16 protein-coding genes and 1 pseudogene are annotated in these 14,426 nt (G+C 70.2%); 9 read left to right on the top strand and 8 right to left on the bottom strand.

The features are described from left to right. Window positions 1-3 precede the first annotated feature (3 nt). The gene (locus BMY74_RS35770; protein WP_089923648.1) at window positions 4-450 is read left to right on the top strand and encodes an NUDIX hydrolase; all 447 of its coding nucleotides are present in this window, start codon (window positions 4-6) and stop codon (window positions 448-450) included. On the opposite strand, the gene BMY74_RS46400 is transcribed toward BMY74_RS35770, so the two are convergent. The 4 genes and pseudogenes from BMY74_RS46400 to BMY74_RS35755 form a co-directional block, all read right to left on the bottom strand. Then, entirely contained in the window at window positions 437-1,222 is a 786-nt protein-coding gene (locus BMY74_RS46400; RefSeq protein WP_425434887.1) for an endonuclease I family protein, read from the bottom strand. The two genes, BMY74_RS35770 and BMY74_RS46400, sit on opposite strands and share 14 nt — an antisense overlap. After that, window positions 1,208-1,600: pseudogene (locus BMY74_RS46395) on the bottom strand (DUF6359 domain-containing protein); the annotation flags it as partial. The pseudogene BMY74_RS46395 and the gene BMY74_RS46400, both read right to left, overlap by 15 nt. 71 nt (window positions 1,601-1,671) lie before the next feature. Then, entirely contained in the window at window positions 1,672-2,577 is a 906-nt protein-coding gene (locus tag BMY74_RS35760) for an NADP-dependent oxidoreductase (protein WP_089923644.1), read from the bottom strand. A gap of 81 nt (window positions 2,578-2,658) precedes the next feature. Then, window positions 2,659-3,162, bottom strand: coding sequence for a DinB family protein (locus tag BMY74_RS35755; RefSeq protein ID WP_089923640.1), 504 nt, complete (start codon window positions 3,160-3,162; stop codon window positions 2,659-2,661). Window positions 3,163-3,217: 55 nt separating this feature from the next. Between BMY74_RS35755 and BMY74_RS35750 the strand changes: the two genes are divergently transcribed. From BMY74_RS35750 to BMY74_RS35735, 4 genes are read left to right on the top strand one after another with little or no spacing between them, the layout of a single operon-like run. Further along, window positions 3,218-4,360 (top strand): GNAT family N-acetyltransferase, encoded by a 1,143-nt coding sequence (locus BMY74_RS35750; protein ID WP_245786541.1) that lies wholly within the window; start codon window positions 3,218-3,220, stop codon window positions 4,358-4,360. A gap of 38 nt (window positions 4,361-4,398) precedes the next feature. Next, window positions 4,399-5,064: a YqeB family protein gene (locus BMY74_RS35745; protein WP_143091843.1), complete on the top strand. Its 666-nt coding sequence runs from the start codon at window positions 4,399-4,401 to the stop codon at window positions 5,062-5,064. Next, window positions 5,052-5,648, top strand: a complete 597-nt coding sequence (locus BMY74_RS35740) for a TetR/AcrR family transcriptional regulator (protein ID WP_089923628.1) — start codon at window positions 5,052-5,054, stop codon at window positions 5,646-5,648. The genes BMY74_RS35745 and BMY74_RS35740 overlap by 13 nt, the downstream gene beginning before the upstream one ends. Before the next feature lie 4 nt (window positions 5,649-5,652). Continuing rightward, a complete protein-coding gene (locus tag BMY74_RS35735) occupies window positions 5,653-6,795 on the top strand; it encodes a cysteine desulfurase-like protein (RefSeq protein WP_089923624.1) in 1,143 nt (380 codons plus the stop codon). Here BMY74_RS35735 and BMY74_RS35730 read toward each other — a convergent pair. Beyond that, window positions 6,788-8,401 carry a hypothetical protein gene (locus BMY74_RS35730; protein WP_089923619.1) on the bottom strand — a complete coding sequence of 538 codons (1,614 nt, stop codon included), beginning with the start codon at window positions 8,399-8,401 and terminating at the stop codon, window positions 6,788-6,790. The genes BMY74_RS35735 and BMY74_RS35730 overlap by 8 nt on opposite strands. Before the next feature lie 94 nt (window positions 8,402-8,495). On the opposite strand from BMY74_RS35730, the gene BMY74_RS35725 reads away from it, so the two are divergent. Next, window positions 8,496-8,681, top strand: coding sequence for a hypothetical protein (locus tag BMY74_RS35725; RefSeq protein ID WP_089923615.1), 186 nt, complete (start codon window positions 8,496-8,498; stop codon window positions 8,679-8,681). After that, complete coding sequence (locus tag BMY74_RS35720; protein ID WP_245786540.1) at window positions 8,668-9,588, top strand: YihY/virulence factor BrkB family protein; 921 nt, start codon at window positions 8,668-8,670, stop codon at window positions 9,586-9,588. Before BMY74_RS35725 ends, BMY74_RS35720 begins: the two co-directional genes overlap by 14 nt. On the opposite strand, the gene BMY74_RS35715 is transcribed toward BMY74_RS35720, so the two are convergent. Next, window positions 9,559-9,945 (bottom strand): hypothetical protein, encoded by a 387-nt coding sequence (locus BMY74_RS35715; protein WP_089923608.1) that lies wholly within the window; start codon window positions 9,943-9,945, stop codon window positions 9,559-9,561. The two genes, BMY74_RS35720 and BMY74_RS35715, sit on opposite strands and share 30 nt — an antisense overlap. 29 nt (window positions 9,946-9,974) lie before the next feature. Between BMY74_RS35715 and BMY74_RS35710 the strand changes: the two genes are divergently transcribed. Further along, window positions 9,975-10,724 (top strand): GNAT family N-acetyltransferase, encoded by a 750-nt coding sequence (locus BMY74_RS35710; protein WP_218159852.1) that lies wholly within the window; start codon window positions 9,975-9,977, stop codon window positions 10,722-10,724. A 49-nt stretch (window positions 10,725-10,773) separates the two neighbouring features. Beyond that, on the top strand, window positions 10,774-11,529 hold the full coding sequence (locus tag BMY74_RS35705; protein ID WP_089923600.1) for an EI24 domain-containing protein: 756 nt from the start codon (window positions 10,774-10,776) through the stop codon (window positions 11,527-11,529). On the opposite strand, the gene BMY74_RS35700 is transcribed toward BMY74_RS35705, so the two are convergent. Beyond that, the gene (locus BMY74_RS35700; RefSeq protein ID WP_089923595.1) at window positions 11,519-13,465 is read right to left on the bottom strand and encodes a beta-propeller domain-containing protein; all 1,947 of its coding nucleotides are present in this window, start codon (window positions 13,463-13,465) and stop codon (window positions 11,519-11,521) included. The genes BMY74_RS35705 and BMY74_RS35700 overlap by 11 nt on opposite strands. Before the next feature lie 52 nt (window positions 13,466-13,517). Then, on the bottom strand, window positions 13,518-14,324 hold the full coding sequence (locus BMY74_RS35695; RefSeq protein WP_089923591.1) for a S1 family peptidase: 807 nt from the start codon (window positions 14,322-14,324) through the stop codon (window positions 13,518-13,520). Window positions 14,325-14,426 lie beyond the last annotated feature (102 nt).

Here is a 14,426-nt window from a genome sequence, read left to right as displayed (position 1 = left end):
AGTATGAAACGGTCGGCCGGGATCCTGCTCTTCAGACGAACCACCCAGCTCGAGGTGCTGCTGGGGCACATGGGCGGCCCGTTCTGGGCCCGCAAGGACGCCGGCGCGTGGTCCGTGCCGAAGGGCGAGTACACCGAGGACGAGACGCCCGAGGCGGCCGCGCGCCGCGAGTTCGAGGAGGAGCTCGGGCTGCCGGTGCCCGAGGGCGAGCTGATCGAGCTCGGCGAGGCCAAGGGGTCCGGCAAGGTCATCACGGTGTGGGCGCTCGAAGGCGACCTCGACCCCGAGGCCGTCACGCCCGGCACGTTCGAGATGGAGTGGCCGCCGAAGTCGGGGCAGAAGAAGACCTTCCCCGAGGTCGACCGCGTGCAGTGGTTCGGCCTGGAAGAGGCGAGCGCGAAGATCGTCTCCGCGCAACGCCCCTTCCTGGAACGACTCACGGCCAGATAGAGGCGACCCACTCCGGGTGGTCGATGAACGGGTTCCGGTTGTGCTGGAAGCTGTCGAAGATCACCTGGTTGCGGCGCTTCTCGAACGCGTCCGGCGGGTCCTGCTGGCTCCACTGCTTCAGGACCGACAGCTTGCCCATGTACGGCGCCGAACCGTTCGCCACCGAGTTGTTGATCTCCAGGTTCACGTAGCCGTCGTTGCCCTCGTAGCGCACGGCCATGTAGAAGATCATGCGCGCGACGTCGCCCTTCACGGCGTTGCGCGGCTCGAACGAGTCGCCGTCGTACCTGCTGTCGGTCGCCTCGGGCACCGCGGACCCGCCGTTGTCGAAGTCGAGGTTGCCGCGGGTGGCGTTCACCGACACGTCCTCGGGACGCAGGTGGTGGATGTCGGTGCCGGGTCCGGTCGACGTGCCGAAGTCACCGTGCGACTTGGCCCAGACGTGCTCGCGGTTCCAGTCGTTCGCGTTGCCGCCGTTGGTCGACTTCGCCTGCGAACGGCCGCTGTACAGCAGGATCACGTTGTTCGCGTTGGCCGGGTCCTGGTCGGTGGCCTTGAGCGCGTCCCAGACCTGGTCGTAGCTCAGCTTGGTCTGGTTGCGGATGATGCCGTTCAACGCCGACTTCAGCGCCGCGCCGGACTTGCCGCAGGCAGCCGTGTAGTAGCTCTCGCACGACCCGGTCGGCGGCGTCGTGGTGGGCGGCGGGGTGGTCGGCGGAGTGGTGGTCGGCGGCGTGGTGCCGGCGAACGCGAACGCCGTGGACGAGGTCAGACCGGCGTGCGAGAAGTACGCGCTGAGCGTGCCCGTGACGTCGATCTGCCTGCCCAGCAGCGACGGGTTCGTCCGAAGACCCCACGCCGAGCGGAACGCCGACGGGATCTGCACGTAGAGCACGCTCGACGTGCTGGTCGTGGACGCCGAGTCGGCCAGCGCGAGCGCATAGTCGTTCGGGTAACCCGAACGGATGACAGTCGTCGTGGCCGTGGGCTGACCGACGACATAACCGCGGACCGTCGCCGACGACCCGTTCTGCTGACTGATCGCCTGGGCGACAGTGAGCGGAGCTGCTGCGACAGCGGCGGTCGACCCGTAGAGGCCGACCGCCGCCAACAGAGCTACGACTAAAGCAAGCGGACTCCACCGTGCCATGAGCACTCCCCGATCGTGTGGATGTTGCGCACACGATCGGTGTACATGGTCAACGAATGGTTAACGAGGGGTCACGGCACCAGGACGACCTTGCCCGTCGTGCGGCCGGACGAGACGAGTTCGTGCGCCTTCGCGGCCTCCGCGAGCGGCACCGCGTGGTCGATCTGCACCTTGAGCTGCGGCAACGCGGCGAGATCCGCACCGGACGCGACCACGCTCAGGACCAGTTCGAACCGGATGCCGAGCGCCGAAGCTCGGTCAACGTCAAAAGCCGGGTTGCCGGGGATGATCGACACGAGCACGCCGCCCTGCCGAATCACCCGCGCGGACCGCTCCGCGTACTCGCCGCCGATCGTGTCCAGCACGACGTCGACCGGGTCGATCTCGGTGAAGTCGCGGTGCCGGTAGTCGATCACCTCGTCCACGCCCAGCGAGCGCAGAAAGTCGTGCTTCGCCGCCGACGCCGTGCCGATCACGTACGCGCCCCGCGCCTTGGCGATCTGCACGGCGAGGTGTCCGACACCACCGGCGGCCGCGTGGACCAGCACGCGCTGACCGGCGGAGACCCCGCCGCGTCCGACGAGCGCCTGCCACGCCGTCAACGCCGCCATCGGCGCCGCGCCGGCCTCCTCCACGGTCAGCCAGGACGGCCGCTTCACCAGGTTGGCGGCCTTCAGCACGGCGTACTCGGCGTAGCCGCCACCCGTGCCGGGGAAGTCGAGGAGCCCGAAGACCTCGTCGCCCTCCGCGAACCCCTCACCGTCCCGCACTACCGTGCCCGCGACGTCCCAGCCCAGTGTGAAGGGCGGCTCGCCGAGCGCGGGGAACCCACCGGCGCGGATGTAGGTGTCGACCGGGTTCACCCCCGCCGCGCCGACCCTGACCAGGACCTCGCCCGGTCCGGCCACGGGCGTCCCGACCTCGGCGACCTCCAGCACGGACGGGTCGCCGACGGTCTTCTGCGTGATGACTCGCATGATGATCCCCTCTTGACGTCTTCGATGTGGGACCATCTTGCAGTTAGCGCCAACTTTTAGAAAGTAGGCACTTTCTGGTGACTAGCTCTCCCTCAGGTACAGATCGCGGAGGAGGGCGACCTCCGCGAGGTGGTGGATCACCTCGCGGTTGATATGCAGCACGAGGGTGGCCATCGGCTCGGCCGCGAACGGTCCCTCGGCCGGCCCGACCGCCTTGGAGAGGTCTGCCGTGCGCACCCCGGCCATCCAGGCCGCGTAGGCGTCGTCCAGCTGCTTCAACGCCTCGTCCGCGGTCATCGCGTACTGCCAGGTCGCGTGGTCCGCGGGCGGACCGCCGAAGTGGGAGGCCGTGCGCGCGTTGAACACGCCCACGATGACGTGCGCCATCCGCCAGGCGATCGTCGTGACGGGAGCCGGGGACGGCGGCGGGTACTGCCAGTCGATCGAGTTGTCCCGATGAACGGTCCACGCGTCCGGCACCGGCTCCCAGAAGTACTCGGCGTCGGTCATGCCCTCGAGCCGCGGCCGGGCCGCGATGTTCCAGTGGAACTCGAGCTGGTCGGTCAACTGCTTGTTCCAGTCCATGCCGACGACGGTAAAACCGTTTGCGGACAACCACCGTCCTGGAAACACTCCGGCCGTGGACATCCGCACCTCGCGCCCCGAAGACCTGGACCAGGTCGAGAAGCTGATCGTCTCCCGCCTCGACCCCAGCGACGGCGTCGACGCCCGCCTGCTGATGACCGACCCGGACGCGGGCTGCGACTGGGTCGGGGTCGCCGCCGACGGCGACCGGATCGTCTCCACCCTCACCCTGATGGACGAGACGGTGACGCTCGCCGGTCTCGACATCCCCGCGGGCCAAGTCGAACAGGTCGCCACCGACACCGAGCACGAGGGCAGGGGCCTGGTGCGCCGGCTGATGGGCTGGGCGAACGACAGGTCGGCCGAACGCGGCCACCTGCTCCAGCTCGTGATCGGCGTGCCGTACTTCTACCGCCAGTTCGGCTACGCCTACTCCATCCCGGTCAAGCAGACCCGCGCGCTGGTCGAGGCGCCGCAAGCCGTTGCGGGACATGTCGTCCGGCGGGCGACCGACGCCGACATCCCCGTGCTGGCACGCCTGCAGGACGACGCCCAGCGCGGCGCGGACCTGCGGATGACCCACACCACGCCGTGCTGGCGCTGGCTCCTGCGCCGCACCGGCTCGACCACGTGGGTCGTCGAGCGCGACGGCGTGCCGGTCGCCACCGGCCGCAGCACACCCGAGGAGGAGGGCGACGTCGTCCTCGGCGAGATCGCCGGCGTGGACGACGACGCGGTCAGGGCGCTGGTGGCGCTGGTGAACCCGGCCCAGGTCGGCGAACGCCACCCGGCACTGGAGGCGCACCTAGCGGACCGCGCCCCGGAACTGGACCAGTACATGGTGCGCATCCCCGACGTCCCGAGGCTCTTCGAGCACCTGCGGCCGGTCTTCACCGGGCGCCTGCGGGGACACGAACCCACCGACGTGGTGCTCGGCTTCTACCGCACGCACGTCCGCTTCCACTGGGACGGCGAGCGGATCGGCCCGTACGAGTGGGGCGGCACGCTGCTCGGCCCCGGATCGCTGGGAGGCGCGGGGATCGCCCCCGACCTGCTGGCACCGCTGCTGTTCGGCCCGCACGGCATCGACGGCCTGCGCCGGATCTTCTCCGACGTCTACCCCGGACCGAGGACCGAGCTGATGACCAGGCTGTTCCCGCCGGTCACGAGCGATCTACTGACCTTCTACCTGCCATAACCCAGAATAAACCGAGCGCTCGGTCTAGTATTGGGCGCATGACGACTGTGCAGGAGACCGCGGCGGTCCGCTACGGCATCTGGGTCGTGTGCCCGGTCGCCGGTGCCGCCGCGGGCTGGGGGCTCGGACTGGCGGCCGCGTGGATCACGACGCTCAAGTGGTTCCCGTTCCAAGGCGTGTTCGAGCTGTACACGGACATCCCGAAACCGTGGGCGACACTCGCGTCCGTCGGGGTCGGCGCGGTCGCGGGCGCGGTGTTCGCGCTGTTCTGGGCCAGCGAGATGATGTCGGTCGAGGTCGGTCCCTCGCAGGTCACGCTGCGCAAGGACGACAAGACGTTCGGCTTCGGCCGCGAGGAGGTCGAGTCGGCGTTCGCGGACGGCAAGCAGCTCGTGCTGCTCGCGCCGGACGGCACCGAACTGGCCCGCGAGACGTCCGACCTGAGCCGGGTGAAGCTCGAACGGGCCTTCACCGAGCAGGGTTACCGGTGGCGCGACGCCGATCCGTTCGCGCAGGAGTTCCGCATGTGGGTCGAGCACGCGCCGGAGCTGCCCGCGGACGTGAACGCGCTGTTCACGGCCCGGCGGAAGGCCATCGCGAAGTACGAGAACGCGGAGGCCGCAGAATTGGCGCGGGAGATCCGCAAACGCGGCGTCTCCGTGCGGGACGAGAAGAAGAGGCAGTACTACAGGTGCGAACGGTAGACCCGGTCAAGCACGCGGAGAAGAAGCGGCACATCACCGACACCGCGGCGGGGTTGTTCGCGCAGAAGGGCTTCGAACGCACGACCGTCGCGGACATCTGCAGGGCCGCGGAGATCAGCACCGGCAGCCTCTTCCACTACTTCCCCACCAAGCGGGCGATCTTCCGCGAGATCTTCGTGCAGGACGCCGAGGACAACGCCGCCGTGTTCGCGCGGGCCCGCGAACTGGCCCCGTGGGACGGCGTTCAGCTGGTGCTCGACCACCTCTGCGCGCCCGCTCTCGACCGGGCGGTGGCGGGCCTGGTGCTGGAGGTCGTCGCGCAGGCCAGCCGCGACGAGGAGCTGTGGGACCTGGTCGGCCGCAACGAGCAGGCGGTGCGCGACGAACTGGCGGCGCTCCTCCAGCAGGCGCACGACGCGGGTCAGATCACCCTCCCGGTGAGCGCGCCGACGGCCGCGACCTGGGTGCAGGGGCTGGTGGACGGCCTGTTCGGCAGGCTGATCGACCCGGACTTCGACGCCACCGAACAGGTGATGACCCTACGGTTGATCCTTTCCCGATTCGTGGGTGCTGAAGCACCATGAGGGCATGGCCTACGACGTCGCAGCTGTTCGCGCCCACTTCCCCGCGTTGCGCGAGGGTGCCGCGCACTTCGACGGGCCCGGCGGCGCGCAGGTGCCCGACGTCGTCGCGGACGCCGTCCGGGACACGCTGATCTCGGCGGTCTCGAACCGCGGCAGCGTCACGGCCTCCGAACGCCGGGCCGAGGAGATCGTGCGGACCGCACGGCGCACGATGGCGGAGTTCCTCAACGCCGGCAGCATCGTGTTCGGGCGCAGCATGACCCAGCTGACCTACGACTTCGCCCGCACGCTGTCGAAGAACTGGCGGCCGGGTGACGAAATCGTCGTGACCAGGATCGACCACGACGCGAACATCCGGCCGTGGGTGCAGGCCGCCGAGGCCGCGCGCGCCACGGTGCGCTGGGCGTCGTTCGACCGCACGACCGGGGAGCTGCCCGTCGAGTCGGTGACGAAGCTGCTGTCCGACCGCACCCGCGTCGTCGCGATCACGGCCGCGTCGAACCTGCTCGGCACGCGTCCGAACATCGCGGAGATCGCACGGGCGGCGCACGAGATGGCGGCGTTCGTCTACGTCGACGGCGTGCACTACACACCGCACGTGCCGGTCGACGTCGAGGCGTTGGACGCCGACTTCTTCGTGTGCTCGCCGTACAAGTTCCTCGGCCCGCACCTCGGGGTGCTGGCGGCGGCGCCGGAGCTGCTGGAGACGTTGCGCCCGGACAAGCTGCTGCCGTCGACGAACGCCGTGCCGGAGCGGTTCGAGCTGGGCACGCTGCCGTACGAGCTGCTGGCGGGGACGACCGCGGCGGTCGAGTTCATGCGGTCGCTGGACGGCCTGGAGGAGTACGAGCTCGAGCTGCGCGAGAAGATGGAGCACGGGCTGCGCGAACTCGGCGTGCGCATCTACAGCAAGGCTTCTTCGCGCACACCGACCGTGCTGTTCTCCGTCGACGGACTGGAGCCCGCCGAGGTCTACCGCCGGCTCGGGGCCGAGGGCGTGAACGCGCCCGCGGGGCACTTCTACGCGCTGGAGTGCTCGCGGTGGCTCGGTCTGGGCGACAAGGGCGCTGTGCGCGCGGGCATCGGTCCGTACACCGACGAGTCCGATGTGGACCGCCTGCTCCAGGCCGTGGCGAAGCTCAGATGAACAGCACGAGCGCGGCGTAGGCGGCCGCGGCGAGCACGCCGACGTTCAGCCTGCGGGTCACGCGCTGATCGGGGTGCTCGGCGATCAACGACCGGGCGCGGGCCCACATCACCTTCTCGCCCGCCTCCCGGTCCGGCAGGTGCGGTGTGGTGAGAACGTCGCCGTGCGGGCCGAACGCCAGCATGAGCTGCGGGCCGGAGCGGCGCACACCGTGCAGCTGCGCCCACGGCACCCGGTAGGTGAAGACGCCGGTGTAGAGCACGACCGAGTTGTGGTCGAGGCGCAGCATCGGCTGGAACCGCGTGACGGCCGACAGCACGCACTGCACGCCGATCAGCGCGAGCACGATCCAGTCCGGGTACTGCTTCAGCGCGATCAGCGCGCCGGCGGCGGCGAGCAGCAGCGCCACGCCCTCGACCCGGCGGCGGTCACCCGGCCAGATCGCGTGCGGCAGCTCGACCGGCGTGCCCGCGGTGACCGGCACGCCCGGCAGGTGTGCACTGTGGACGGTGTGGCGCGGACGCACGCGGTTCAGCGTGCTGGTCGCCACGACGTCGCCCTCGGACAGCAGCGCCACCTGGCCGCCGTGGTGCCACTCCCCCGCGACCAGCAGCTCGACGGGGTCGAGCTGCAGCGGTGGGTCCTCCTCGCCGCGCCACACCCGGCCGAACTCCTCGGTGTCGTGGTAGAGCGGTTCCTCGAGCGCCAGGTCGGCCAGGGTGGTGACCGTGGCGAGGTCCTTCTTGCCGTGGCGCAACAGGATCCGGCGCGGCCCGATCTGGTGGGCCGTCACCCGGACCGCCTTCACCGGACCCGTCCACAACGCACGGCGGCGGCGTTCCCGGGCGGCCAGCATGATCGCGAAGAACACGGCGGCCCCGCCGATGGTCAGCCACCACGTGACGTCCTCCGGCTCGTTCGCCATCTGGACCCAGGTGCCGTCGGCGAGCACCGGCACGTCGTCGCCGACCCGGTAGGTCTCCGGCGCGAGCGGCTGGAACGCGGCGCGCTGCCGGTCCGGCAGCTCGACCCACACCTCGTAGACGTCCTTGACCTCGACGACCTCGGCCTGCACGCGGCTGGCGTTCGCGATGTGCTGCTCGATCGCGTCGTTGGTGAGGCTGTACTGCACGAACGTGAGGAACCCGAAGACGACCAGCAGCACGGCCACGACCCGCAGCACCCCGCGCTGCGGCGGCAGGTCCGGCAACGAGACCAGCGCGGCACCGGCCGCCTCGTGCTGGTCCGCGCGCGACCTGACCGTCCACGCCGCCACCACCGCACACGCGGCGGCGTGCAGCCCGAACGCCACGTTGGCCGCCGCACTGCCGTCGAGGGCGATGTCCACCACACCGAACAGGGCGCCCATCGCACAGCCGGTGAGCACACGGCCGAACAGCAGCAGCAACGGCGTGGCCAGCAACGGCACCACCGCGAGCGAGAACAACGGGTCCGGCAGGCACGGCTGCGCGGCCGTGCACGGGGCCTCGTTCGCGCTCGCGGCGAAGTAGAAGGCGACGACCCACCCACCGACGAGCCCGACCTTGGTCACCCACCACGGAACCGCCGCTGCCTGCCAGCGCTCCACGTCCACGGGACCGATCATGACACGTCCATTGCTCCGAACGGCCCGGTTCCCCCGTGAACAAGTGGGTATCCGGCCGCCAACACAGTGCTCGACCCCCTAGCAGGAGGCGGACATGCTGGCCATCATCGCCGCGGTTTCGTTCGGCTTAGCGCTGATCCTGGACCTGGCCAAGGCCGGGCTCGGTGACGTGATCACCGTCAACACGCTGGTCGTGCTCGGGCTGTTGCTGCTCGCGCTGCACCTCGCCGGTGTCGGCTCCGGCACCCGTTCGTTCAGTTGGCGCCGTGCGCGCCGGTAACGACGTGGAGGGCCCCACCAGGCTGCCCAAGCACGCCTGGTGGGGTGTCCTCAAACGCACGGTCAAAGAGTTCAACGACGACAACCTGACGGACTGGGCAGCGGCACTCACCTACTACGCGGTGCTGTCGCTGTTCCCCGGGATCATCGTCCTGACGTCCGTGCTCGCCCTGCTGGGCGAGACGACGACGCAGGAGTTGATCAAGTACGTCGACGAGGTCGCGCCCGGCCAGGCCGGCGACCTGGTGAAGTCGTCCATCGAGGAACTGCAGAAGAGCCAGAACGCCGCGAGCCTGCTCGGCATCATCGGTCTGCTGACCGCCCTGTGGACCGCGTCGGGCTACCTCGGCGCGTTCATGCGCGCGTGCAACGCCGTCTACGACGTCGAGGAAGGGCGTCCGATCTGGAAGACGATCCCGCTGCGGCTCGCGCTCACGCTCGGCTCGGTGGTGCTGGTGTCGCTCACGCTCGGCGCACTGGTGCTGACCGGCGGCGTCGCGGACACCGTCGGGGAGTTCCTCGGGCTCGGCGACACCGTCGTCACGGTCTGGGACATCGCGAAGTGGCCGGTCATCCTGCTGCTCGTGAGCCTCGCGTTCGCGGTGCTCTACTGGGCGGCGCCGAACGTGAAGCAGCCCGGCTTCCGCTGGGTCTCCCCCGGCAGCCTGCTCGCCATCGTGCTGTGGGCGCTCGCGACGGTCGGTTTCGCGGTCTACGTGGCCAACTTCGCCTCGTACAACAAGACCTACGGCTCACTCGGTGGCGTCATCGTCTTCCTGGTGTGGCTGTGGATCTCGAACATCGCGGTGCTGCTCGGCGCCGAGTTCGACGCGGAACTGGAGCGCGGCAGGCGGATGGCCGAGGGCGAGAAGGACCCGTCACCCGAGCCGCGTGATCTCCCCGGGTAGGTCGGCCTCGACCGCCGTCCACACCCCGTCCGGCCCGGCCTCGATGCGCTCGCTCGTGTCGCCGGGCACGAGGACCCACAGCTGGTCCTTCGTGGACAGCCACACGACGCCGATCCCGTCGGCCCGCGAGCTCGTGGCGTACTCGTAGGACCTGCGGAACACCTCACCGCCGTCGCGGTCCGTCACCCGCACCTCGCTCCCGCTCTCGGCGTGCGCGACGAACTCCCCGCTGGGGGAGGTCGCCGGCGCGCCGGGGCGGGCGAACCGGTCCTCCGGCTCGCCGCCGCAGCCGGTCAGCGCCAGGAGCAGGGCGACGAGCGCCACCAGGACCCCGCCGCGGGAAATGCCGTGCGTCATGGCGCCCAAGGTAGCTAGCGTCACCGTCCGTGTGGGACGTTCTCGAAACCTTTTACGACTCCGTGCCCCGGCCCGGATCCCGCGTCGAGGACCACGGCGAGCTGGTGCTGTTCGTGCAGGCGGGCGACGGCTACCCGTTCTACGCGCGGCCCCGGTTCCCCGGTGGTAAGCCGACCGTGGACGACGTGCTGGGGGTGCGCGCACGGCAGCGCGAGCTCGGGGTGCCCGAAGCGTTCGAGTGGGTGCACGAGACGACACCGGACCTGCTCGCCGTCGCCCGTGCAGCCGGTCTGGACGTGCTCGAAGCACCGCTGATGGTGCTCGACCCCGCGAAGCTGCCGGACCCGCATCCCCACGTGCGCCTGCTCGACTCCCGGACGCCGGAGGTGACGGTCGTGGCGCAGCTCGCGTTCTCGTCACCGGGCACGGCGAAGGGCGAGGTCGGCACCGCGGAACGGGACGCGGCGCTCGCGGAGGCGACACCGATGCCCGGCCGGCACCGGTACGCCGTGGCCGACGTGCCCGGTGAGGGCGTGCTGGCGTCCGGCACCGCGCAACGGGCGGGCGACGTCGTGGAGATCGCCGGGATCGGCACGTTGCCCGCCGCCCGGCGCCGTGGCCTCGGTGGCGCGGTCACCGCCGAACTGGCCCGTGACGCGCTGGCCAGGGGTGCGGAGCTGGTGTTCCTGTCCGCGGGCAGCGCGGAGATCGCGAAGGTCTACGAACGCGTCGGGTTCCGCCGCGTCGGCACGGCCTGCATCGCGGCACCTCCCGGGTAGTTCGTCCGGTTCGCAGCGGCACGGGCGTGGCACCGACTATCCTGCGCGCGTGATCAAGGACTTCGGTGCCGGTGTCGGTCTGCTGCTGCGTGGGTTCCGCCTGGTGTTCAGCACGCCCAAGCGCGTGCTGGTCGGGGCGTTGCCGGCGGTCATCACGGCCGTCCTGATGATCACCGGCTGGACGGTGCTGCTCACCAACATCGACTCGATCGCCGGGTGGCTCACCGGTTTCGCCGACTCGTGGAGCGACACCTGGCGCGGTGTCGTCGAGGTCGTCGTCGGGATCTCGGTCATCGCGGCCGTGCTGGGTCTCAGCGTGCTGCTGTTCACCGCGATCACGCTGATGATCGGCGGCCCGTTCTACGAGTACATCTCCGAAGAGGTCGAGGACGAGCTCGGCGGCGTGCCGGACGCGGAGCAGATCGGGTGGTGGCGCGGGTTCCTGGTCGGGCTGCGCAGCACGATCCTGCTCGTCGCGACCTCGATCGCGTTCGCGATCCCGTTGTTCTTGTGCGGGTTCATCCCCGTCGTCGGCCAGACCGTCGTGCCGGTGCTGGCCGTGCTGATCAACGGCTACCTGCTCGGCATCGAGCTCACCGGCATCCCGTTCACCCGTCGCGGCCGGACGTTCAAGCAGCGCAGGCAGATCCTCGCGACGCGCCGCGGGCTGGTCCTCGGGCTCGCCGTCCCCACCTACCTGCTCTGCCTGATCCCGCTGGCGGCGCTGGTCGTGATCCCGGCGGCGATGGCAGGCGGCACGGTCCTCTCGCACCGCCTGCTCAACGGGGACCGCGCTACCGCGTGAACGGCAGCCAGGCCTGCTGCGCGAGTCCGTTGCGCGCGTTGACCTGCACGCCCGCCGCGGAGATCGACCACAGCTGGTCGCCGATCACGATGGTCCGCCTGGGTCCGCCGTAGTTGTTCGCGCTCGCCGGTTCGACGATGTTCCCGCTGTCGCGCAACCGGTTCCCGTCGACGCGCAGCACCAGTGACGAGAAATCGTGGTTCGCCTTGTAGGACGACACGGGGATGACGAGCGTGCCGTCCTGCGGCCAGAACAGGAACGCGTGCGGGTCGAACTGCGCCTCGGAGCTCGAGTTCGGCAGGTGGTACTGCGCGAGTCGCTGCGGTGACGCGGGATTCGCCACGTCGAACAGCGACACCTGCGTGCCGGTCGTCCTGCCCTGCTCGGTGGCCTCCTGGCCGACGCCGATCAGCTTCCCGTCGCCCGCGGGGTGCAGGTAGGCGGAGAAGCCGGTGATCTTCAGCTCTCCGGTCACCCTCGGCTTGGCGGGGTCGGCGAGGTCCAGCGTGTAGAGCGGGTCGGTCTGGCGGAACGTGACGACGTAGCCCATCTTGCCGATGAACCGCACGCTGTAGATCCGCTCGCCCTTGCCCAGTCCGCCGACCTGGCCGACCTTCGCGAGCTGACCGCCGTCGCGGCGCAGCGTCGTCACGAAGCTCTCCGAAGGCGGTTGCGGTGGCTGCACGTCCGCGGGCATCCGCCAGCAGCAGCGGGTCTCGGTGCCCGTGGTGGTGGCGACGCGCAGGACGCCGTCGTGCTCGGACAGCGAGTACTGGTTCAGCAGCGTGCCGTTGACCTCACCGGACGCGACGTGCTTCGGCGGGCCGGCCTGACCGATGTCGAACTGGTGGATCGCCGTGCTGATCGGGCGCTGGACCGGTGTCCTGGAAGGGAGCTGCGGCAGCAGGCGGTGGTCGTCGGCGATGTAGAGGCTGCGGTCGGTGCCGTAGACGGTGTCGCCGTCGGCCACGATCGAGACCGGCCGGCCGGTGCCGAGCTGACCGGAGAGCTCGAACGTCAGCACGGTCAGCATCGACGCGCCGGAGTGCACGACGGGGTGGCTGACGTTCGCGCAGTCGACCAGGGTGCCGCTCGACTTCGCGCCGTTCTCGTTCAGCTCGTAGCGCGGCAGCCACGACGTGACGGGCTCGTTCTGCAGGATCTCCTTGTTGCGGCGCAACGATCCCGCTTCGTTGGTCGTCTGGTCCGGGTACACCCACGGCAGGCGCGGCTGCGAGCGGACGACGACGCGGGCGGTGCCGCCGATCTGGCGGGCGTCGACGTAGAAGCCGTCGGTCTTGAGGCTGCTGATCTCCTTGAGCGCCTTGAGGTCCACGAGCACGAGCTCGGTACCGGACTCGGGCGCGTACGACGGCCGGTCGGGCGGCAGCGTCGGCTTCAGCATCGGTACGGGGCCTTCGGTCACCACCAGCGCGCGGTCGCCGGAGACCAGCAGCTGGCTCGCGCGGCGCTCACCGAGGTCGACGGTGCCCGTGACGGTCCTGCTCGCGACGTCGACCAGGCGCAGCTTGCCGTCGGCGATCGAGACGACGCGCTTCCCGTCCGTCTTCACGACGTCCGGCTCGTCGACGCCCTGCTCGTGGACGTTCGTCGTCGAGTGTTCCTGCTGCTGCTCGGGCGGCGTGGCGGCCCGCGCGTCGGGCACGCTCTTCTGCACGACGCCCCCGCTGTCGGCGGCCATGCCCTCGGCGAACATGGTGGGACCGCCGCCGAGGCCGTACGCCGTGACGTACGGGGCCATGGCGCGGCGCAGTTCGGTCACCGCGTTATCGCACGAGTCGAACGCGACGAGACGCACCGGCCCTTGGTCCGCGACCGGTGGTGGTGCGAGGGAATCGTCCCTCACCGCGGAGCTCACGCACACTCCGGCGACGGCCAGCACGGCGGTGCCGGCCAACAGCTTCTTGCCGTTCATGGTGTGAGGACGTAAGCGGGGCCGGGAAGGGTTGCCCCTCCCGGCCCTTTCCTCACAGCTGCGCCTGGATCTGCGCCGCGTAGGTGGAGACGCGGGAGTAGACGCCGGGGTACCCGGCGGCCGCACACCCCTCGCCCCACGACGTGATGCCGATCAGCTTGCCCCCGGCCACGAGCGGGCCACCGGAGTCGCCCTGGCAGGTGTCGGTGCCGCCCTGCGCGTAGCCGGCGCACACCATGTGCGTCGCGTTGAAGTCGCTGCCGTACGAGCTGGAGCAACTGGAGTTGCTGGTCAGCGGCACGGTGGCGCGCAGCAGGTAGCGCGACGCCGAACCACCCGAGGACGTGGTTCCCCAGCCGAGGATCGTCGAGCTGGTGCCCGCGGCGTAGAGCCCGCTGTCCGCGGACGTGGCGAACGGGAGCGGGGTCTGCGACAGGTTGCGGTCGAGCGTGAGCACCGAGACGTCGTAGCCGAGCGTCACGTCGCGGTAGCTCGGGTGGATCCAGATCTTCGTGACCCTGGCGACGGTGCCCGCGGTCGAGTTCTTGTCGTCACGACCGGCCACGACCCGGACGGCCGAGGCCGAGTCGCCCACGGTGCAGTGCGCGGCGGTGACGACCTTGTTGGGAGCGACGAGGGTGCCGCCGCAGTACTGGAAACCGCTGCTCGTGGCCAGGTAGACGACCCAGGGGTAGGTGGACGTGCTCGCGCGCGTGCCACCGACGATCTGGGTGCCGAACTCGCCGTCGGCGGTCGGGACCGGAGCTGCTTCGGCCACGCTGACGCAGGCCATGGACAGCGTTGCCGCCGCCAGAGCCGCACCGAGCAGTGACCGGAGGCGGTGCAGGGTTGCCGCCATGATCGTCTCCTTCTTCTGTTGTGTCCCATCGGCTGCAGGGCCGTTGGTCATTAAAGAAAGACATGAGTGCGCATGCACCGGGTAGGGCTGGTCCGCGTAGGC

The sequence above is a fragment of the Lentzea albida genome, assembly GCF_900111005.1.
GTDB lineage: Bacteria > Actinomycetota > Actinomycetes > Mycobacteriales > Pseudonocardiaceae > Lentzea > Lentzea albida.
The sequence above is the reverse complement of the archived record's forward strand: the minus strand, read 5'-3'. Positions and strand labels throughout refer to the sequence as shown.

Bases quoted from the DNA above. Each gene is read 5' to 3' on its own strand.
- BMY74_RS35760 (WP_089923644.1), bottom strand. From the start codon at position 2,577: ATGCGAGTCATCACGCAGAAGACCGTCGGCGACCCGTCCGTGCTGGAG.
- BMY74_RS35730 (WP_089923619.1), bottom strand. From the start codon at position 8,401: ATGATCGGTCCCGTGGACGTGGAGCGCTGGCAGGCAGCGGCGGTTCCG.
- BMY74_RS35695 (WP_089923591.1), bottom strand. From the start codon at position 14,324: ATGGCGGCAACCCTGCACCGCCTCCGGTCACTGCTCGGTGCGGCTCTG.
- BMY74_RS35745 (WP_143091843.1), top strand. From the start codon at position 4,399: ATGACGACTGTGCAGGAGACCGCGGCGGTCCGCTACGGCATCTGGGTC.
- BMY74_RS35770 (WP_089923648.1), top strand. From the start codon at position 4: ATGAAACGGTCGGCCGGGATCCTGCTCTTCAGACGAACCACCCAGCTC.
- BMY74_RS35715 (WP_089923608.1), bottom strand. From the start codon at position 9,945: ATGACGCACGGCATTTCCCGCGGCGGGGTCCTGGTGGCGCTCGTCGCC.
- BMY74_RS35725 (WP_089923615.1), top strand. From the start codon at position 8,496: ATGCTGGCCATCATCGCCGCGGTTTCGTTCGGCTTAGCGCTGATCCTG.
- BMY74_RS35700 (WP_089923595.1), bottom strand. From the start codon at position 13,465: ATGAACGGCAAGAAGCTGTTGGCCGGCACCGCCGTGCTGGCCGTCGCC.
- BMY74_RS35755 (WP_089923640.1), bottom strand. From the start codon at position 3,162: ATGGACTGGAACAAGCAGTTGACCGACCAGCTCGAGTTCCACTGGAAC.
- BMY74_RS35735 (WP_089923624.1), top strand. From the start codon at position 5,653: ATGGCCTACGACGTCGCAGCTGTTCGCGCCCACTTCCCCGCGTTGCGC.